This is a genomic window from Streptomyces sp. NPDC046925 (assembly GCF_040644915.1).
In the GTDB taxonomy this organism is placed as follows: Bacteria; Actinomycetota; Actinomycetes; order Streptomycetales; family Streptomycetaceae; genus Streptomyces.
In genome coordinates this window covers 111906-130022 of record NZ_JBEYWZ010000008.1, presented here as the reverse complement: position 1 = coordinate 130022, position 18117 = coordinate 111906, and the positions used below count along the sequence as shown (strand labels likewise).

16 protein-coding genes and 1 tRNA gene are annotated in these 18117 nt (G+C 71.3%); 4 read left to right on the top strand and 13 right to left on the bottom strand.

Annotated features, from left to right (window positions below):
• Positions 1-38: 38 nt before the first annotated feature.
• From ABZ906_RS29180 to ABZ906_RS29170, 3 genes are all read left to right on the top strand, one after another.
• The gene (locus tag ABZ906_RS29180; RefSeq protein ID WP_361186728.1) at positions 39-302 is read left to right on the top strand and encodes a type II toxin-antitoxin system VapB family antitoxin; all 264 of its coding nucleotides are present in this window, start codon (positions 39-41) and stop codon (positions 300-302) included.
• Positions 299-724 carry a PIN domain nuclease gene (locus ABZ906_RS29175; protein WP_361186731.1) on the top strand — a complete coding sequence of 142 codons (426 nt, stop codon included), beginning with the start codon at positions 299-301 and terminating at the stop codon, positions 722-724. The genes ABZ906_RS29180 and ABZ906_RS29175 overlap by 4 nt, the downstream gene beginning before the upstream one ends.
• Before the next feature lie 89 nt (positions 725-813).
• Positions 814-885: transfer RNA gene (locus ABZ906_RS29170), tRNA-Cys, on the top strand.
• A 139-nt stretch (positions 886-1024) separates the two neighbouring features.
• On the opposite strand, the gene ABZ906_RS29165 is transcribed toward ABZ906_RS29170, so the two are convergent.
• From ABZ906_RS29165 to ABZ906_RS29135, 7 genes are all read right to left on the bottom strand, one after another.
• Positions 1025-1549: an AAA family ATPase gene (locus tag ABZ906_RS29165; RefSeq protein WP_361186981.1), complete on the bottom strand. Its 525-nt coding sequence runs from the start codon at positions 1547-1549 to the stop codon at positions 1025-1027.
• An 8-nt stretch (positions 1550-1557) separates the two neighbouring features.
• Entirely contained in the window at positions 1558-3864 is a 2307-nt protein-coding gene (locus ABZ906_RS29160) for a molybdopterin cofactor-binding domain-containing protein (protein WP_361387647.1), read from the bottom strand.
• Positions 3861-5495, bottom strand: coding sequence for a (2Fe-2S)-binding protein (locus ABZ906_RS29155; protein WP_361387644.1), 1635 nt, complete (start codon positions 5493-5495; stop codon positions 3861-3863). Before ABZ906_RS29155 ends, ABZ906_RS29160 begins: the two co-directional genes overlap by 4 nt.
• Positions 5492-6394 (bottom strand): FAD binding domain-containing protein, encoded by a 903-nt coding sequence (locus ABZ906_RS29150; RefSeq protein WP_361186740.1) that lies wholly within the window; start codon positions 6392-6394, stop codon positions 5492-5494. The genes ABZ906_RS29155 and ABZ906_RS29150 overlap by 4 nt, the downstream gene beginning before the upstream one ends.
• A 296-nt stretch (positions 6395-6690) precedes the next feature.
• Positions 6691-8307 (bottom strand): beta-N-acetylhexosaminidase, encoded by a 1617-nt coding sequence (locus ABZ906_RS29145; protein ID WP_361387641.1) that lies wholly within the window; start codon positions 8305-8307, stop codon positions 6691-6693.
• Between the two features lie 97 nt (positions 8308-8404).
• On the bottom strand, positions 8405-8704 hold the full coding sequence (locus ABZ906_RS29140; RefSeq protein ID WP_361186746.1) for a DUF3039 domain-containing protein: 300 nt from the start codon (positions 8702-8704) through the stop codon (positions 8405-8407).
• Positions 8705-8808: 104 nt separating this feature from the next.
• Positions 8809-9417, bottom strand: a complete 609-nt coding sequence (locus ABZ906_RS29135; RefSeq protein ID WP_361186747.1) for a YqgE/AlgH family protein — start codon at positions 9415-9417, stop codon at positions 8809-8811.
• Between the two features lie 245 nt (positions 9418-9662).
• Between ABZ906_RS29135 and murA the strand changes: the two genes are divergently transcribed.
• Positions 9663-11006: a UDP-N-acetylglucosamine 1-carboxyvinyltransferase gene (gene murA, locus ABZ906_RS29130; protein ID WP_361186749.1), complete on the top strand. Its 1344-nt coding sequence runs from the start codon at positions 9663-9665 to the stop codon at positions 11004-11006.
• Positions 11007-11085: 79 nt separating this feature from the next.
• Here the strand turns inward: murA and ABZ906_RS29125 are convergent, their stop codons facing one another.
• From ABZ906_RS29125 to ABZ906_RS29100, 6 genes are all read right to left on the bottom strand, one after another.
• Positions 11086-11367 (bottom strand): HU family DNA-binding protein, encoded by a 282-nt coding sequence (locus tag ABZ906_RS29125; protein ID WP_016645140.1) that lies wholly within the window; start codon positions 11365-11367, stop codon positions 11086-11088.
• A 318-nt stretch (positions 11368-11685) separates the two neighbouring features.
• Positions 11686-13119, bottom strand: coding sequence for an NAD-dependent malic enzyme (locus ABZ906_RS29120; protein ID WP_361186752.1), 1434 nt, complete (start codon positions 13117-13119; stop codon positions 11686-11688).
• Between the two features lie 378 nt (positions 13120-13497).
• Positions 13498-15864, bottom strand: coding sequence for a UvrD-helicase domain-containing protein (locus ABZ906_RS29115; RefSeq protein ID WP_361387638.1), 2367 nt, complete (start codon positions 15862-15864; stop codon positions 13498-13500).
• 82 nt (positions 15865-15946) lie between these two features.
• Positions 15947-16747, bottom strand: coding sequence for a zf-HC2 domain-containing protein (locus ABZ906_RS29110; protein WP_361186756.1), 801 nt, complete (start codon positions 16745-16747; stop codon positions 15947-15949).
• A complete protein-coding gene (locus tag ABZ906_RS29105) occupies positions 16744-17328 on the bottom strand; it encodes a sigma-70 family RNA polymerase sigma factor (RefSeq protein WP_190080178.1) in 585 nt (194 codons plus the stop codon). Before ABZ906_RS29105 ends, ABZ906_RS29110 begins: the two co-directional genes overlap by 4 nt.
• A gap of 196 nt (positions 17329-17524) precedes the next feature.
• Positions 17525-18112, bottom strand: coding sequence for a CGNR zinc finger domain-containing protein (locus ABZ906_RS29100; protein ID WP_361387635.1), 588 nt, complete (start codon positions 18110-18112; stop codon positions 17525-17527).
• Positions 18113-18117 lie beyond the last annotated feature (5 nt).

Genomic DNA, 18117 nt, shown 5'->3' with positions numbered 1-18117 from the left:
TACGTGCTAGCCTTCCGTATATACGCAAGGGAGTGGCCATGACGAAGATGCTCATCGACATCGACGACGAAGCGCTCGCCGAGGCCCAGAAAATCCTGGGCACGGCGACCAAGAAGGACACCGTGAACCAGGCCCTCGCCGACATAAAGCGGCGCTCCGTACGTGCGGAGGCCCGTCGTGAGCTGGCTCAGCTCGTCGCCTCCGGCGCGATCGACCTCGACGCCCTCAACGAGAAGCACGGCTACGACTCCTACGAGGACCTGCACAAGCCGACCGGCAAGGATCAGACGACCGCCGCATGACCGTGCGCTTTCTGGCCGACAGTTCGGCCCTCACGCTCCTCCTGCCCGACCTGGACGACCGCCACGGCATGAATCAGACGATTGATGCCGGACTGGTCGGGATCTGCGACGTGACCGAGCTGGAGTTCCTGTACACCGCCCGCTCGGCAGCCGACCGCGCCACGATTCTGCGCGCCCTGAACCTCGCCTACGCGTGGGTCCCCGTCCCCGACAGCGTCTACTCACGCGCACGCGAGGTCCAGCACATGCTGACCAACCGCGGCGAGCACCGCGCACCAGGGGTCGTGGATCTGCTCACCGCGGCGACCGCCGAACTGACCGAGCGCACGCTGCTCCACCGGGACTACGACTTCGAGACGATCGCGCGCTGCACGGGGCAGCCCACGCTCTTCCTCGGCGCCGGAGCGCGCCATGAATCATGAACGGGGTGTGGCAGTTCCGTTGCGGCAGGCGGAGATCCCTTGAGCGTGCCCGCCGGCCACGGCTAGGTTCAAGGAGTCGAGTTCAACTCGGCCGTGTGCCCGAGTGGTTTAGGGGCTCGCCTGCAAAGCGAGTTACGTGGGTTCGATTCCCGCCACGGCCTCAAAGAGCGCCCCGAAGGGGCGCGGGGAACTGCGCGACCGGCCACGACGGGCCCGCACTTCCCGCCACGGCCTCAAGAAGCGCCCCAAAGGGGCGCGGGGAACTGCGCGACCGGCCACGACGGGCCCGCACGCGTCCCGCTAGACCCGCGCCTCGTCCAGCCGCGCGAGAATCGCATCCACCGTCTCCTCGACCGTCAGGTCGGAGCTGTCCAGCCAGAGCCCGAGCCTCGGGGTCGTGGACCGCATCCCCGCGTCCAGATCCGCCACGGTCCACGCCCCGTAACCGGTCTTCCCGCGCCCGGCCTCCCGGGACTCGACCGCGTCCGGGCGCGGGGCCAGGACGACGACGTGCAGGGGGCGGGTGTGCAGCAGGTCCACGTACGTCTTCAGCTCCTCGCCCAGGATGACGTCCTGGACCACGGCGACGAAGCCCGCGGCGGCGTACGCGTCGGCAGTCGCGGCCGACAGGCCGTACCGCAGGCGCAGTTGGGCCGCCGCCTCGTCCGACGCGCCAGGCTCGTACTCCTGGCCGCCCGACACGATCATTCGGCGGAAGACGTCACCCCGTACGTGCGCCGCGCGCGGCAGCCGCTCGGCGAGCGCCTGCGCCACCGTGGACTTGCCCGAGGCCATGATCCCGGTGATGACGACGACGCCGCTCAGCGGCGCCGTCACGTCGCCACCGCCGCCTGCGGGCGGATCGGGAGGCGGTTCACCGGGCGCCCGGTGGCCGCGCGCACCGCCGACGCCACCGCCGCCGGAGTCGTCACGACCGGCACCGCGCTCGCCGCCTTCGCGCCGAAGGGAGCCACCACGTCCCGCTCCTCCACCAGCTTCACGATGCGGATGTCGGGGGTGTCCAGGGCCGTCGGCAGGGCGTATCCCGTCAGGTCGGGGTGGCGGACCAGACCGCGCGGCGTGCGCAGGTTCTCCGTGAGCGCCGCGCCGACGCCCTGCGTGACGCCCGCCTCGATACGCACCTTCAGCTGGGTCGGGTTCAGGATGCGGCCCACGTCCTGGGCGACCGCGAGCTCCACGACCCGTACGGAACCGATCTCGATGTCGACGTCCACGACCGCGCGGATCGCGCAGAACGCCATGCCCACGAAGGCATCACCCTGCCCGGCCTCGTCCAAGGGCTCGGTGGGGTGCGGGCGGCACTGGGCGGTGGCCCACAGTTCCTTGCCGTCCATCGCCTCCGTCACCGTCGTGCTGAGCACCCCGTCGTACGAAGTGATCTTGCCGTCGGTGATCTGGAGCAGCTCCGTGGACATCCCGAACTTGTGGGCCAGGGGCTGGAGGAGCTGCGTGCGGACCATCTTCGCCGCGCGCTCCACCGCACCGCCCGACACCCACGTGTGACGGCCGTGGCAGCTCGGTCCCGCCGGGGGCTGGTCCGTGTCGACGGGGGCCACGCGGACGTCGTCGATGCCGAGCGTCTCCTGGACGATCTGCCGGGCGAGCGTCGAGAAGCCCTGGCCCGTCTCGACCGCCGCGCAGATGACCGTGGCGACGCCGTCGTGGACCTTCACCGTGGCCGTGGAGACCTCGTCCGTGCCTTCGGCGCCCAGGAGCTGGACCATGCCGAGGCCGTAGCCGACGCCGCGGCGCACCGCCGCCGGTTCGCCCGCGCCCTCGGGCCCTCCGGGCAGCAGCCACTCGTCCTCGGGGGTGTCCTTGGGCAGCTCGGGCAGCGGGAAGTCCCGTACGGCGCCGAGGAGTTCGGCCACCGGGGCCGGGCAGGTCACCGTCTGGCCCGTGGGCAGGATGTCGCCGGTGGCCATCGCGTTGCGCAGCCGCAGCTCCGCCGGGTCGATGCCCAACTTCTTTGCGATCTTGTCCATTTGGGCTTCGTACGCCGTGCACACCTGCATGGCACCCTCGCCCCGGACGTGTCCGGAGGGCGGGTTGTTCGTGCGCACCGCCCAGCCCTCGATGAAGGCGTTCGGCACCACGTACGGACCGCAGGCGAAGGAGACGGCCGCGGCGAGCGCGTCCGATGAGGTGTCCGCGTACGCCCCGGCGTCGAGCAGGACCTGCGCCTCCACCTTCACCAACTTGCCCTCCGCGTCCGCGTGATGGCGGTAGCGAAGTAGCGTCGGATGGCGGTGGGCGTGGCCCAGGAAGGACTCCTCGCGGGTCGCGGTGAGCTTCACGGGGCAGCCGGTGGTCAGCGCGAGCAGGCCGAGCGGGAGGTGGAAGCTGGCGTCCTCGCGGTCGGCGGTCGCGCCGGGGACTCCGGTCACGACGACCTTCACGATGTCCGGGTCGATGCCGTAGCAGGACGCGGCCATGTCGCGGTCGGCGTGCGGGTCGGTGGAGGCGATGTACAGCTCCACGCCGCCGTCCGGACGCGGCACCGCGAGCCCCGCCTCGGCGCCGATCGGCGCCGGGTCCTGGCGGCCGATGCGGTAGAGGCCCTCGACGACGAGCTCGCCCGCCGCCTCCGGGTCGCCGTGCCGCAGCGGGATGTGCCGGATCAGGTTGCCGTCGGGGTGCAGGGGTTCGGCCGCGAACGCCTTCTCGGGGTCGGTGACCGGCTCCATCACCTCGTACTCGACGAAGATGGCGGCGGCGGCCATCCGCGCCGTGTCGGGGTGATCGGCGGCCACGGCGGCGATGGGCTCGCCGTGGTGGCGTACGACGTCGGAGGCGAAGACGGGACGGTCCGCGGTCTTGCGGCCGTGCAGCCCCTCGCCGGGCACGTCCTCGTGCGTGACGACGGAGCGCACGCCCGGCATCTCGCGCGCCTGGGACGTGTCGATGGAGACGATGCGCGCGTGCGCGTGCGGCGAGCGCAGGACGGCCGCCCACAGCAGCCCCTCCGCCCACAGGTCGGCCGCGTAGGGGAAGGTCCCCTCCGTCTTGGCGCGGGACTCGGCGGACGGCAGCGAGGCGCCGATGCCGTGCGGCAGCGGCTCGGGGCCGGGCTGCGTCTCCACGGCGGTCGCGGTGTGCGCCGCGGCTTCGTTGCTCACGCCTGGCCTCCGTCCTGGCCGTAAGGTCCTTCGTACGTTCCGTCCTGCGCCGCCGGGTTGACCCCTCCGGCGCCGGGGCCCGCCTGGTGCGGGATGCGCGCCTCGCCCGCCGGGTCGCCCTGGTCCGACGGTTCGGCGGCGGACGCGGACGCCTCACGCTCGGCGACCACCTCCTGCACGGCGTCGAGCACGCCGCGGTAGCCGGAGCAGCGGCACAGGTTGCCGCACAGGGCGCGGCGGGTCTCCAGGTCGGACGGGGCGGGGTTGCCTTCGAGCAGGTCGTGCACGGTCATCGCCATGCCCGGCACGCAGAAGCCGCACTGGACGGCACCGCAGGCGGCGAGCGCCCGCTGCACGTCGGAGGGTCTGCCGTCGACGGCGAGGCCCTCGACGGTGCGGACCTCGCTTCCGGCGGCGGTGGCCGCGGGCACCAGGCAGGAGGCGACGAGACGGCCGTCCACCTGGACGTTGCAGGCACCGCACTCGCCCTGCGAGCAGCCGTCCTTGGCGCCCGCGAGGCCGAGGCGCTCGCGCAGGACGTAGAGCAGGGACTCGCCGATCCAGGCGTCGGTGACGGGGCGGTCGGCGCCGTTCACGCGCAGGACGTACGAGCAGAGGGGGTGTTCGTCGCCGAGAACGGTGGCGGCGGGCTCCTCGGGAGCGGTTTCCGGGGCTTCCTCGGGAGCGGCTTCGGGGGCGGCTTCCGGAGCTTCCTCGGGGGCGGCCTCCGCTTCGGCTTCGGGGGCGGCCTCGGCTTCTACTTCGGCTTCGGGCTCGGCTTCGAGCTCCGGTTCGGGCTCCGGTTCGGGCTCCGGGTCCGGCTCCGGCACCACGGGCGCCTCAGGCACCGTCACGTGCATCTCGGGCGCGACCGGCGCCTCGGGGACGAACGGCTCGGGGGGCACCACGGGCTCGTGGTGCTGCGGCTCGACGTGCTGCTGGTGGTGCTGGTGCTGCGGATGGCCGTACGGATCGGGCTCGGCGTACTGCTCGTGCTCGACGTACTGCTGCGGCTCCGCGTGCGGCTGCGGCTCGACGTGCGGCTGCTGCGCCGGCTCCGACCACGGCGCGCCCGCGCCCGCACCTCCGGTCGCCCACGGCGCCGCGGCGCCGCCCGGCAGCGTCGCGGGCGGCGTACCGCCCCACTGCGCGGCGAGCGAGGACGCGGTGAACTCGCCCGATTCATCCGGAAGATCACCATTGGCGACGGGAATCGACCACTGGCCCGTGACATCGGCCGGGGCAGGGGCGGCGGGCGCGTGCTCCTCCGCCTCGTGGAAGCTCCACTGCCCGGTGGCCCGCGGGTCGTACGCGTGCTCCTGTACGTCACGGCCGTCGTGACCGGCGGGCTCGGGCACCTCGCCCGCGGCCGGCCACTGCACGTTCTGGACGCCGGTCACCTCGGGCGGCATGGCCCAGACGCCGGTGGCGGCCGGGTCCGTCGCGTCGGCGGTCGTCGGGGTGACCGTTATCTGCGGCGGCACGTAGCCGTGTCCGGGCGCGGCGAGCGGCGAGTGGTCGAAGGAGTCGAGCGCGCCTTCCGGCAACTGCACGAAGGCCGTGGCGTCCGAGTCGTACTCGCCCTGCGGATGCGGCTGCCAGCCGCCGTTGTTGTTCTGCTCGTCGCTCACGACAGCGCCCTCCCCAGTGCTCGTCGGGCCAGCGCGGCGACGGTGCGCCGCAGGTGCAGTACGGCGGGCGGCAGCGGCTGCGGGGAGCCGTCCTCCGCCGGTGGCTGATCGGGGATACAGGCGGCGGCGACGTACTCGCCGAAGGCGGTGAGCGCCTCCGGCACGATCGTCCGCCCGCCGTCCCAGTCGATCAGCGACGCGACCCACTGCTCGGCCTCCAGAGGCCGCAGCGGCATCGGCGCGACGGCGCCGACCGCGCAGCGCACCCCGCGCCGCGCGGGGTCAAGAACCAGCGCGACGGACGCGGTGGCGCGGCCGGGTCCGGTCCGTCCCGTCGCCTTCAGGAAGACCTGCGGGGCGTGCAGGAGCGGCAGCCGTACGAAGCCGATGAGCTCGCCGGGGCGGAGCATGTCCATCCCCGCGAGCAGATGTGAGACGGGAACCTCGCGGCGTGCGCCGCCGGGTCCCGCGATGATGAGCACGGCTTCCAGGGCGGCCAGGACGGGCAGCGTGTCGCCGGTGGGCCCCGCCGTGGCGATGTTGCCGCCGAGGGTGCCCGCGTTGCGGATCTGCGGGGGTCCCGCCGCGCGCGCGGCCGCGGCGAGGGCCGGGATCAGGGCCGCGAAATCGGGCCGCCCGACGCGCGCGTGGGTCAGGCCCGCGCCGAGCAGCGCGTGGCCGTCCTGGTACTGCCAGCCGCGGATCTCGCTGATACGGCCGAGGCCCACGAGCGCCGCGGGGCGCAGGAGGCCCGCGTTGACCGAGGCCATGAGGTCGGTGCCGCCGGCCACGGGCACGGCGGCGGGCATCGCGGCGAGCGCCTCGACGGCCTCGTCCAATGTCCCAGGCAGCTTCGCCGTCTGCGCGTGCTGCGCCGCCTGCGGTGCGTGCGTGGTCAAACCGGCTGCCCCTTCCCGATGCCCGGCGGCGTTCTCGCCGTTCCCACCGTTACGCCTGTTCCGCCGTACGGTACGTGCTCACAGCCCGGACGTGGCAACTCTGGCACATCTTCCCCGGCCCCCGGCGCGGGGGTCCGCTAGGAGTCATTCGTCCGCAGTCCTGGGAGATGAACCGTTTTCGCACTCCCTCGCCGGTCAGCGGGAATTGCCACTCTTCGGTGACCCTTGTCCGCCTTTGGTCCGGCCGCCCACGCTCCCAGCGCGGGCGGCCCGACACACGGACTACGGGGTATGCCTCACCTGTTCGGGGGCGCCCCCTCGATCGGGCGTCCGAGCACCCCCGGACGCTTCTGCCACGGCAACGGGCCGCCCGGCGGGCGGTAGTCGACGCCGAGTGCGTCAAGTCGCGCGTAATGCCCGGTCATTCGCCGCTCGAAGTCCGCGTAGTCACGCTCGGCGGGCTCGGGCAGCGTGCTCCAGGCAACCTCGGCGAAGGCGGCGAGACGCGGGAACACCTGGTAGTCCACGCGTGCGTGGTACTCCATCACCTCGGTCCAGACGTTGGCCTGCGTGCCGAGCACGTGCCTGGCCTCTTCCTCGGTGAGCTGCGGCGGCACCGGCTCGAAGCGGTACACGTCCTCCAGGGTGCGGACGAAGCCGATGGGCACGGGCTCGTCGGGGCCGCCGTGCTGACGGTGATCCAAGTACACCTGCTGCTCGGGGCACATGACGACGTCGTGACCTGCCTTGGCCGCCGCGATGCCGCCCCCGTATCCGCGCCAGGAGGACACGGTGGCGCCCTCCGCGAGGCCGCCCTCCAGGATCTCGTCCCAGCCGATGAGACGGCGGCCGCGCGCGGTCAGCCAGGAGTCGAAGTGCCGGATGAACCAGCTCTGGAGCCCGTCCTCGTCACCGACCCCGAGCTCCTTGATGCGGGCCTGCGCGGTGGGCGAGGCCTTCCACTGGTCCTTGGGGCATTCGTCGCCGCCGACATGAATGAAGGTGGAGGGGAAGAGTTCGAGGAGTTCCTCGAACACCCCCTCGTAGAAACGGAGGGTGTTCTCGGTCGGCGCGAGGACGTTCGGATTGACGCCCCAGCTGTCCCAGACGCCGAGCGACGCGGTGTCGACGACGTCGGTGTTGCCGAGTTCCGGATAGGCGTGGATGGCGGCCTGCGAGTGCCCGGGGATGTCGATCTCGGGTACGACGGCGATGTGCCGCTCATGGGCGTACGCGACGATCTCGCGGATGTCGTCCTGGGTGTAGTAGCCGCCGTGCGGGGTGTCGTTCCACAGTTCGGACGCGCGGTGCCCCCACTTCGAGCGCGGCCGCCACGACGACTCCTCGGTCAGCTTCGGGTAGCGCTTGATCTCGACGCGCCAGCCCTGGTCGTCGGAGAGGTGGAAGTGGAAGACGTTCAGCTTGTGGGCGGCGAGAAGATCGAGATACCGCAGGACACCTTCCTTGGGCATGAAGTGCCGGGCCACGTCGAGCATCATGCCGCGCCACCCGAAGCGCGGGCTGTCCTCGACGAGGCACCCCGGAACGGCGTACCGCCCGGCGGCCCGCAGCGGGGCCCGCCGGAACGCCTCGGGGCCGATGAGCTGCCGCAGGGTCTGCGCCCCCCAGAAGACGCCGGGGGCGGCACCGCCGGCGATTTCGACACCACTCGGTGTCACGCTGAGCCGGTACGCCTCGGGGGCGAGGGAGTCATCGATCTCCAGCGACACGCCCTGGCCCTCCCCCGGCGCGAGGGGCAGACCGAGCGCGGCGCCGAGGGTGGCGCGCAGCCAGCGTTCGGTGGACTCGGTGCCGGGGCCGGCCCGCAGCGCGGTCGAGGAGTCGAGGATGAAGCCTTCGGAATGCGGTCCCTCGGCGCGTGCGGGCGCCGGGATGAGTTGCTCAAAGGTCATGCGGCGAATCTGCCACGGCGTTGCGCAACGCAAAAGGGGCGTTGCGGTACATGCAACGCCCCTGAGCGAGGAGGGCCGGGGACCGGTCCGGAGGCTGCTACTTCTTGCCGCCGTCCTTGCCGCCCTTGTCCTTGTCGCCACCGGCGCTCATGGACTCGTAGATCTCCTTGCACATGGGACAGACGGGGTACTTCTTCGGGTCACGACCCGGCACCCACACCTTGCCGCAGAGCGCGACGACGGGCGTACCGTCGAGCGCGCTCGCCATGATCTTGTCCTTCTGGACATAGTGCGCGAAGCGCTCGTGGTCACCGTCACCGCTCGACACCTGCGGCGTCGGCTCAACGAGGGTCCCCGTACCTGCCCCGCGCTCGGGCTCGGGCTCAAGAGTGCTCATGGCATCCAAGGGTACCTACGCCGACGGCGTCCGGGCATCGCTCCGACGCGCGGCCCTCGCAAGGACTCCGTGGAGCCGCCGGACCGATCTTGTGCGCTGACGCGTCAGTTGAGCGACGGGTCGTCCGGGTACGTGGCGACCATGGCCAGTTCGCTGCGCTGGCGGCGCAGCACCGCTCGCCACAGGCGTTCCGGAGACGGGGACGAGACGTCGCCGGGTTCTGATTCGACGACGTACCAGGCGCCGTCCGTGAGTTCTTCCTCCAGTTGGCCCGGGCCCCAGCCCGCGTACCCGGCGAAGATACGGAGGGAGCCGAGTGCGGGGGCGAGGAGTTCGGGCGGGGTGTCCAGGTCGACCAGGCCGATCGCGCCGTGCACGCGGCGCCAGCCGATCGGCTCTCCTCTGACGGGCCGGGGCCGGGAACCGGGGGCCGAGCCCTCGTCGCCGGGGATCACCGCGACCCCCAGCGCGGAGTCGAGCGAGACGGGGCCGCCCTGGAAGACGACTCCCGGCGCGCCGGCCAGATCGCCCCAGCCCTCCAGGATGTCCGCGACGTCAACCGGCGTGGGTCGGTTGAGGACCACGCCGAGTGAGCCCTCCTCGTCGTGGTCGAGGAGCAGCACCACCGCGCGGTCGAAATTCGGGTCCGCCAGGGCAGGCGTGGCCACGAGCAGCCGCCCTGTGAGCGAGGACACCTCGGTCATGAACGACATGATCCCGCATCTTTGCCCCGCGGGGGGAGGCAATGCCCGTACAGGAGTGAATGCAGCTCAGGGGCGCACTGGCGCGTCCGGAGCGCACAGTTTCGCCGGTGACCCGGAGTGTCCGGTTCCGAACGGTTCGTGTTGTCACGAACTCATGACGTGTTCCGCACGCCCTTGGCCTTACGGGAAGGGGGTACACGCCCATTACGCTTGCCCTTTGGTCCACCCGTCCATCCAATCGGAACGCGAGATTCATGACCGTCACCGACGATGTACTGCTTGTCCACGGCGGAACCCCGCTGGAGGGCGAGATCCGTGTCCGCGGCGCGAAGAACCTCGTGCCCAAGGCCATGGTCGCCGCGCTGCTCGGCAGCGCTCCGAGCAGGCTGCGCAATGTCCCCGACATCCGCGACGTGCGCGTCGTACGCGGACTCCTGCAGCTGCATGGCGTGACGGTCCGCCCCGGTGAGGAGCCGGGCGAGCTGGTCATGGATCCCTCGCACGTGGAGAGCGCCAACGTCGCGGACATCGACGCGCACGCCGGCTCCTCGCGGATCCCGATCCTCTTCTGCGGACCGCTCCTGCACCGCCTGGGTCACGCCTTCATCCCCGGCCTCGGCGGCTGCGACATCGGCGGCCGGCCCATCGACTTCCACTTCGAGGTGCTCCGCCAGTTCGGCGCCACCATCGAGAAGCGTGAGGGCGGCCAGTACCTGGAGGCCCCGCAGCGGCTCCGCGGCACGAAGATCAAGCTTCCCTACCCGTCCGTCGGCGCGACCGAGCAGGTCCTGCTGACCGCCGTTCTCGCGGAGGGCGTCACCGAGCTCTCGAACGCCGCCGTCGAGCCCGAGATCGAAGACCTCATCTGCGTCCTGCAGAAAATGGGCGCGATCATCGCGATGGACACCGACCGGACCATAAGGGTCACCGGCGTCGACAGCCTGGGCGGCTACAACCACCACGCCCTCTCGGACCGCCTGGAGGCCGCCTCGTGGGCTTCCGCGGCCCTGGCGACCGAAGGCAACATCTACGTCCGCGGCGCCCAGCAGCGCTCGATGATGACGTTCCTGAACACCTACCGGAAGGTGGGCGGTGCCTTCGAGATCGACGACGAGGGCATCCGCTTCTGGCACCCGGGCGGCTCGCTCAACGCGATCGCCCTGGAGACGGACGTGCACCCCGGCTTCCAGACGGACTGGCAGCAGCCGCTCGTCGTCGCCTTGACGCAGGCCGCGGGTCTGTCGATCGTGCACGAGACGGTGTACGAGTCGCGGCTCGGCTTCACCTCCGCGCTCAACCAGATGGGCGCACACATCCAGCTCTACCGGGAGTGCCTGGGCGGCTCGGACTGCCGCTTCGGCCAGCGCAACTTCCTCCACTCGGCGGTCGTCAGCGGCCCCACGAAGCTCCAGGGCGCCGATCTGGTCATCCCCGACCTGCGCGGCGGCTTCTCGTACCTGATCGCGGCTCTGGCGGCGCAGGGCACGTCCCGCGTGCACGGCATCGACCTGATCAACCGCGGCTACGAGAACTTCATGGACAAGCTCGTGGAGCTCGGCGCGAAGGTGGAGCTGCCGGGCCGGGCCACGCTCGGCTGACGCGGCACCACGTAGCACCAGGCACATAGAAGGGGCGGTCACCCACTGGGTGACCGCCCCTTCTGCTTGCTGCTTGAGGCTACTTGCCCTTGGCGGCTTCCTTGAGCTTGGAGCCCGCCGAAACCTTGACGCTGTAGCCGGCCGGGATGTTGATCGGCTCGCCGGTCTGCGGGTTCCGGGCGGTGCGAGCGGCACGGTGGGTGCGCTCGAAGGTCAGGAAGCCGGGGATGGTGACCTTCTCGTCGCCCTTGGCAACGATCTCGCCGACGGTCTCGGCGAACGCGGCCAGCACGGCGTCGGCGTCCTTGCGGGTCACCTCGGCGCGGTCGGCCAGCGCGGCCACCAGCTCACTGCGGTTCATGTTTGTACTCCCGTGTTCTTCTTGCCGTTGAGGCGTGCCACGCGGCGGAGCCGCATGATGGGCACAGCGAAGCCGATGCTGCCAGGGTCCTCGGTCAGGCCCCGGACCCGGGTCCGTCGTCCGGACCCTCGCGCCCAGAAAGGCATCCTGCCCCCACCTGCGGCGGGAAAGCCAATCCGGGACCCCTTGGAGGTCCCGCGGGACCCTTGGGAGATCCCACGAAAGGCTTCACCGCCCCCTGGAAGGTGGCAGTCGGGGGCGCGCTTCCACGCCACCCTAGAGGGCCTTTGCGGGCCCTGCGTTCCGCGACGCGCCGTACTACTGGGCCGTGGCGGCTGTCACAGTCACCCCGGCGGCCTTCGCCGCGTTGCGCACCGCATCGGCGACCGCGCCCGCGACCTTGTCGTTGAAGACGCTGGGGATGATGTAGTTCGGGTTGAGCTCGTCCTCGGCGACGACGTCCGCGAGGGCGCCGGCCGCCGCCAGCATCATCTCCGTGTTGACGGTGCGCGACTGGGCGTCGAGCAGGCCGCGGAAGACGCCGGGGAAGACCAGGACGTTGTTGATCTGGTTCGGGAAGTCCGAGCGTCCGGTGGCCACGACGGCCGCCGTCTGGCGGGCGATCGTGGGCTCGACCTCGGGGTCCGGGTTCGCGAGCGCGAACACGATGGCGCCCTCCGCCATGGCCGCGACGTCGTCGGCGCCCAGGACGTTCGGAGCCGAGACGCCGATGAAGACGTCGGCGCCGACGACCGCTTCCTTGAGGGTGCCGCGGGCGCCCTCGGGGTTGGTGTTGTCGGCGATCCAGCGCAGCGGCGAGTCCGGCGCGGCGTCCACGAGGTCCTCGCGGTCCGCGTGCACGACGCCGTGGATGTCGGCCACGACGGCGTTCTTCACACCGGCCGCGAGGAGCAGCTTGAGGATGGCCGTACCGGCCGCGCCCGCGCCGGACATGACGACCCGTACGTCGCCGATTCCCTTGCCCACCACGCGAAGTGCGTTGGTCAGCGCGGCGAGCACGACGATCGCGGTGCCGTGCTGGTCGTCGTGGAAGACGGGGATGTCGAGGGCCTCGCGCAGGCGTGCCTCGATCTCGAAGCAGCGCGGCGCCGAGATGTCCTCGAGGTTGATGCCCGCGAAGCCGGGGGCGATGGCCTTGACGATCTCGACGATCGCGTCGGTGTCCTGGGTGTCCAGGCACAGCGGCCAGGCGTCGATGTCGGCGAAGCGCTTGAAGAGGGCCGCCTTGCCCTCCATGACCGGCATGGCGGCCTTCGGGCCGATGTTGCCGAGGCCGAGCACGGCGGAGCCGTCCGTTACGACCGCAACCGTGTTGCGCTTGATGGTGAGGCGGCGCGCGTCCTCGGGGTTCTCGGCGATCGCCATGCACACGCGGGCCACGCCCGGGGTGTAGACCATGGAGAGGTCGTCACGGTTGCGGATGGGGTGCTTGGACGCCATCTCGATCTTGCCGCCGAGGTGCATCAGGAACGTACGGTCGGAGACCTTGCCGACGGTGACGCCCTCGATGGTGCGCAGCTGCGCGACGATCTCGTCGCCGTGCGTCGTGGAGGTCGCCGCGATCGTGACGTCGATCCGGAGTGCCTCATGGCCGGAGGCCGTGACGTCGAGGCCGGTCACCGAGCCTCCGTGGGACTCGACGGCCGTGGTGATCTGGGAGACCGCGGTGCCGCTAGCGGGCACCTCCAACCGGACCGTGTTCGAGTAGGAGACGCTGGGCGCCGTTGCCATGGCCGACTTCCTCTGCTTTCACCGTGTTGCTCTTGCCGTCCGATCGTCGCACCTACCACTGAGTACGTGGTAGCCGCCTCGGATTGCGAACTTTTCGTTCACCAGCTTTTCGGAAACTAGTTTCCACCATACGAGAAGTTGTGGGATGCCGGTAGAGGCAAACGGAAACCGGTGGTTGAAACCCGAAAGAGGCCCCCGTCACGTGGTGACGAGGGCCTCTCCCTGTGCTTATGACACCGACCCGCCATGCTCGCCTCGCGGCAAGTGGTCGCTCGTAGCGACGAAGGTTGGGCCCGGGGGCTTGGATCGGGCCGGTGCCACATCAACGGTAACAAACGATCCCCGTAAGGCAATTCCCGTCACGACAAGTCCCCGAAGTCATTCGCGGAGCAGGTCCGGCACCCCGTCCGCGTCCGGCTCGTCGCGCTCGCCCGAAAGCACCGTCAGCTGCTGTGTCGCCCTGGTCAGGGCCACGTACAGGACGCGCAGGCCGGCCGGGGACTCGTCCGCGATCTCCGCCGGGGAGACGACGACCGTGGCGTCGTACTCCAGGCCCTTGGCCTCCAGGGAGCCGAGCGCCACGACCCGCTCCCCGAGCCCGTCGAGCCAGCGGGCCGCCTGCTCGCGGCGGTTCATCGCCACGACCACGCCGATCGTGCCGTCCACCTGGTCGAGCAGCCGCGCCGCCTCCGCGCGCACCGACGCGCCGAGGTCCCCGTCCCGTACGACGGCGAACCGCGGCTTCACCCCGGTGGACCTGACCGCCGACGGCGACTCGGCGCCCGGCATCGCGAGCGCGAGCACCTTGGCCGCGAGGTCCGCGATCTCGGCGGGGTTGCGGTAGTTGACGGTGAGGGTGAAGCGGCGGCGGGGGCGGCTGCCCAGGGCCTCGTCGCGGGCGGCGGCTGCCTCGTCCGGGTCGGACCAGGAGGACTGGGCCGGGTCGCCGACGATCGTCCACGTGGCGTGCCGGCCCCTGCGGCCGACCATGCGCCACTGCATGGGGGTCAGATCCTGGGCCTCGTCGACGATGACGTGGGCGTACTCGGTGCGCTCGGCGGCGAGGCGTTCGGCGCGTTCGCGCTGGGACTCCTCGCGCTGCGGCATCAGTTCGTCGAGCCCGGTGAGCAGGTCGAGGGGGTCGAGGTCCTTCTTCTTGCGGGGTCTGGGCGGCGTGCCGAGGATCGACTGGAGCTCGTCGAGGAGCGCCACGTCGTGCACGGACAGGGCGTCGCGCTTGAGGGAGCGGGCGACCTTGCGCACCTCTCCCGGGTTCAGGACGCGCCGCGACCAGCGGCCAAGGCGTCGCTCGTCGCCCATCGCGGAGAGCACGGCGCGCGGGGTGAGTTCGGGCCACCAGGCGTCGAGGAAGCGGATGAAGTCGTCCTCGGAGGTGATGTCCTCGTCGAAGGAGGAGCGCAGCTCGGCGGCCAGCTCCGGGTCGCTGTGCCGGCCCGCGGCGCCGGACTGCGACCACAGGGCGTCCAGGATGAGCTTGCGGGCGCGCGGACGCAGCAGGTTGACGGGCGCCGTGCCGCTGAGCGCGTTGCGCCGGATGCGGCCCAGGGCGTCGGACTCCAACTCCAGGCGGCGGCCGAACGCGACCACCCGCAGCCGGGTGGGGGTCTCGACGGGGGTCTTGGGTCCCTCGGCCGCGTCGTCATCGTCGTCCTCGCCGAAAGCGAGCTGGCCGTCCCGAGGGGCGGCCTTGGCGGGCGCGCCGCCCGTGCCCGCCTCAAGCGCCCCCCGCGCCGCCTTCCGCAGCACGTGCAGCATCCGCGACGAGCCCTTGACCCGCGCCACCGCGGGCGAGTCGTAGACCGTGGCCCCCTCCCCCGCGGCCTCGTCGGAGAGCGAGCCGACCGCGCGGATCGCGACCTGCCCCTCCTCGCCGAGCGAGGGCAGCACGCCCTCGGTGTACGCCACGAGCAGCGGGGTCGGCGAGACGATGAGGATGCCGCCCGCGTACCGGCGGCGGTCCTGGTAGAGGAGGTACGCCGCGCGGTGCAGGGCCACGGCGGTTTTGCCGGTGCCGGGGCCGCCCTCCACGTACGTCACCGAGGCGGCGGGCGCCCGGATCACCATGTCCTGCTCGGCCTGGATCGAGGCAACGATGTCGCGCATGGTGTGACTGCGGGCCTGGCCGAGCGCCGCCATCAGGGCGCCGTCGCCGATGACGGGCAGCGCATCGCCGTTCAGGGTGGCCGTCAGCTCGGGACGCATCAGGTCGTCCTCGACGCCGAGGACCTTGCGGCCCTTGGAGCGGATGACCCGGCGGCGTACGACACGGCCGGGGTCGACCGGCGTCGAGCGGTAGAAGGGCGCCGCGGCCGGGGCGCGCCAGTCGATGACGAGCGGGGAGTAGTCCGCGTCCAGGACACCGATGCGGCCGATGTGCAGGGTCTCGGCGATCTCCGCGGTGTTCTGCTCGCTCACCGCGTCCTCGGCCGGCTCGACCGACGTGTAGGCCCCGTCCGGGCCCTTCTTGCCGTCCTTGCCGAGCAGCAGGTCGATCCGCCCGAAGAGGAAGTCCTCGAACTCGTTGTTGAGCCGGTTGAGGTGCACCCCCGCGCGGAACACCTGGGCGTCGCGCTCTGCGAGCGCGCCCGGCGTGCCGACCTGGGAGCGCTTGGCCGCGTCGGTCATCAGGAACTCGGCCTCGTGGATCTTCTCCTCGAGACGCCGGTAGACCTGGTCGAGATGTTCTTGTTCGACGCTGATCTCGCGGTCGCGTACGTCGGCCACCGAGGCCCCTTTCCGGACGTGCAGCTGCTCTGTCGAGCAGCCGTCTACCGTACGCGAAAGGGGACCCCCGTGTGCACTTCTCCTACGCGTCGACCTCCACAAGTCGATCACCGTCGAAGGTGGTCACCTCGAAGTGGTCGATCTCTTTCCGGTCCATCGCGGCGCCCCCGTGGACGTACAGCGGGCTGCGCGACCACTTGTTCGGGCTGTCCTTGATGCCGTACCCCCACTTCGGGACCGACCAGGTGGTGACCGTCTCCTTCTCGCCGTTCTTGCCGACCGCGACCAGGGAGCACTTGAGCGGGCCCTTCACGTTCTTCAGCTCCAGGACCGCGTGCGTGCCCCAGGGCTTGTCCTCCGTGCCGACCGTGGCGCTCACCTTGGTCTTCGGGTCCGTGGCCTTGGTCTTGTCGGTCATGTGGTTGAAGAAGGCGTCCTCGGCGGGGCTCGTGGGGTGCGGCTCGCCCGCCACGTCAGTCGTACCGCCGTCGTCGCTCACCGCGAGGACCGTGAGCGGCCCGCCGATGATAAGCGCCGCCGCCGCGGCCACCAGATACATGCCGCGCCTGCGCTTCTGCTGCCGCTTGACGGACACCTCGTCCACCAGGCGGTCCGCGAGACGCGGGCTCGGCCGGGCGGCCAGCTGTTCGCCGATCGCCGGTACGCCGCGTGGTCCGGGGAAGTCGGCGAGCGCGGCCAGCATCGGCTCCATGCCCGAGAACTCCTCCAGCTGGTGCGCGCAGAACTCGCAGCCCGCCAGATGTGCCTCGAAGGCCGTCGCCTCCGCGTCGTCCAGGATGCCGAGGGCGTAGGCGCCGACGGTCTCGTGCACGTCGCCCGCCTCCGCATGGCCCCGCGCGTCATGTCCGTAGGACTCGTTCATGCCGTCACCCCCCGCTCCTCGAGCGCCAGCTTCATCGAGCGAAGCGCGTAGAAGACCCGCGAACGCACCGTCCCGCTGGGTATACCCAGCGTCTCGGCCGCCTCATTGACCGTACGCCCTTTGAAGTAGGTCTCGACAAGTACCTCCCGGTGCGCGGGAGTCAGGTCCTCGAGCGCGTCCGAGAGTGTCATCAGCCACAGCGCCTTATCGATCTCGTCCTCCGCGGGGATGACCTCCAGCGGCGACGGGTCGACCTCCTGCGGCCGGGCCTGCCGGCTGCGGTGGCCGTCGATGACGATGCGCCGGGCGACCGTCACCAGCCAGGGGCGTACCGAACCGGTCGCACGATTGAGCTGACCGGCGTTCTTCCAGGCACGGATGAGCGTTTCCTGTACGACATCTTCGGCGCGCTGCCGGTCCCCCGCCACCAGGCGGAGCACATAGGCCAGAAGCGGACCCGCGTGCTCGCGGTAGAGGGCGCGCATCAACTCCTCGTCGGGCCCGTTGCGTCGGGGGACCAGGCGATGTCGGTGCGGGCGTTCCTGCGGGCGCTCATCGGCCACGGCGGAATCCTTGCGCACGCTTGCCTCCGGTGTCCGCTCTTCTTCGGGCTTCGCCCTGTCGGCTTCGGGCTTCGCCTTGTCGGCTGTTCACCCTGGACTTACGTAGGCGGCCGGAGTTGCGTTCAACGGAGATCGCAGGAGTTTTCCGCGGCGCGTTCTTGATGGCGCGTCAGGCTCTGGCGCGTGCTGGCGCTTGCCGGCTCGTGCTGGCGCGTCAGGCTCTGGCGAGTGCCGCCCGGCGCCGGTGTCTGGCCACGCGCTCGCGGTTGCCGCAGACCTCGCTGGAGCACCAGCGGCGGCGGCGCCCGCGTGAGGTGTCCAGGTACACGATGGGGCAGTTGTCGCCCTCGCACTGGCGGAGCAGGGCCCGGGCGGCGGGGTCGGTGAGCAGGTCCACGGCGTCGCGCGCGACGGCGGCGAGCAGGGCCGCGCAGCCGGGGTCGCCGTCCAGGGCGCGGACCAGGCTGCCGTCGGGATGCCGTACCGCGAGCGGGACCGGCGGCGCGGTGGCGGCGAGGGTGTTGATCCTGGCCAACGCGGCCTCCGCGTACCGCCCTTCGAGTTCCGCTAGCACCAACTGGCTGATGTTGGAGCGCAGTTCGCGGAAGGCCACCAGCCAGAGCGCCCCCGCTCCCGGCAGGGCCGTGCGATCCGGGATGAGCCCGGCACCCGCGAGCCAGGCACGCAGCCGGTCCACGGTGTCGAGCCGTTCCGCCGGATGGTTCGTCGCCACGAGGTCCAGACAGCTCCGCCCGGAGTCGAATCGCAGCTCGTACGTGGCCGGGTCCATGCCCAGTGCCATGCGCG

What these genes read in the sequence shown, in the direction of transcription:
- ABZ906_RS29180 (WP_361186728.1), top strand. Translation starts at nt 39, where the DNA reads ATGACGAAGATGCTCATCGACATCGACGACGAAGCGCTCGCCGAGGCC.
- ABZ906_RS29175 (WP_361186731.1), top strand. Translation starts at nt 299, where the DNA reads ATGACCGTGCGCTTTCTGGCCGACAGTTCGGCCCTCACGCTCCTCCTG.
- ABZ906_RS29145 (WP_361387641.1), bottom strand. Translation starts at nt 8,307, where the DNA reads ATGACCTTTGAGCAACTCATCCCGGCGCCCGCACGCGCCGAGGGACCG.
- ABZ906_RS29140 (WP_361186746.1), bottom strand. Translation starts at nt 8,704, where the DNA reads ATGAGCACTCTTGAGCCCGAGCCCGAGCGCGGGGCAGGTACGGGGACC.
- ABZ906_RS29135 (WP_361186747.1), bottom strand. Translation starts at nt 9,417, where the DNA reads ATGTCGTTCATGACCGAGGTGTCCTCGCTCACAGGGCGGCTGCTCGTG.
- murA (WP_361186749.1), top strand. Translation starts at nt 9,663, where the DNA reads ATGACCGTCACCGACGATGTACTGCTTGTCCACGGCGGAACCCCGCTG.
- ABZ906_RS29125 (WP_016645140.1), bottom strand. Translation starts at nt 11,367, where the DNA reads ATGAACCGCAGTGAGCTGGTGGCCGCGCTGGCCGACCGCGCCGAGGTG.
- ABZ906_RS29120 (WP_361186752.1), bottom strand. Translation starts at nt 13,119, where the DNA reads ATGGCAACGGCGCCCAGCGTCTCCTACTCGAACACGGTCCGGTTGGAG.
- ABZ906_RS29110 (WP_361186756.1), bottom strand. Translation starts at nt 16,747, where the DNA reads ATGAACGAGTCCTACGGACATGACGCGCGGGGCCATGCGGAGGCGGGC.
- ABZ906_RS29100 (WP_361387635.1), bottom strand. Translation starts at nt 18,112, where the DNA reads ATGGCACTGGGCATGGACCCGGCCACGTACGAGCTGCGATTCGACTCC.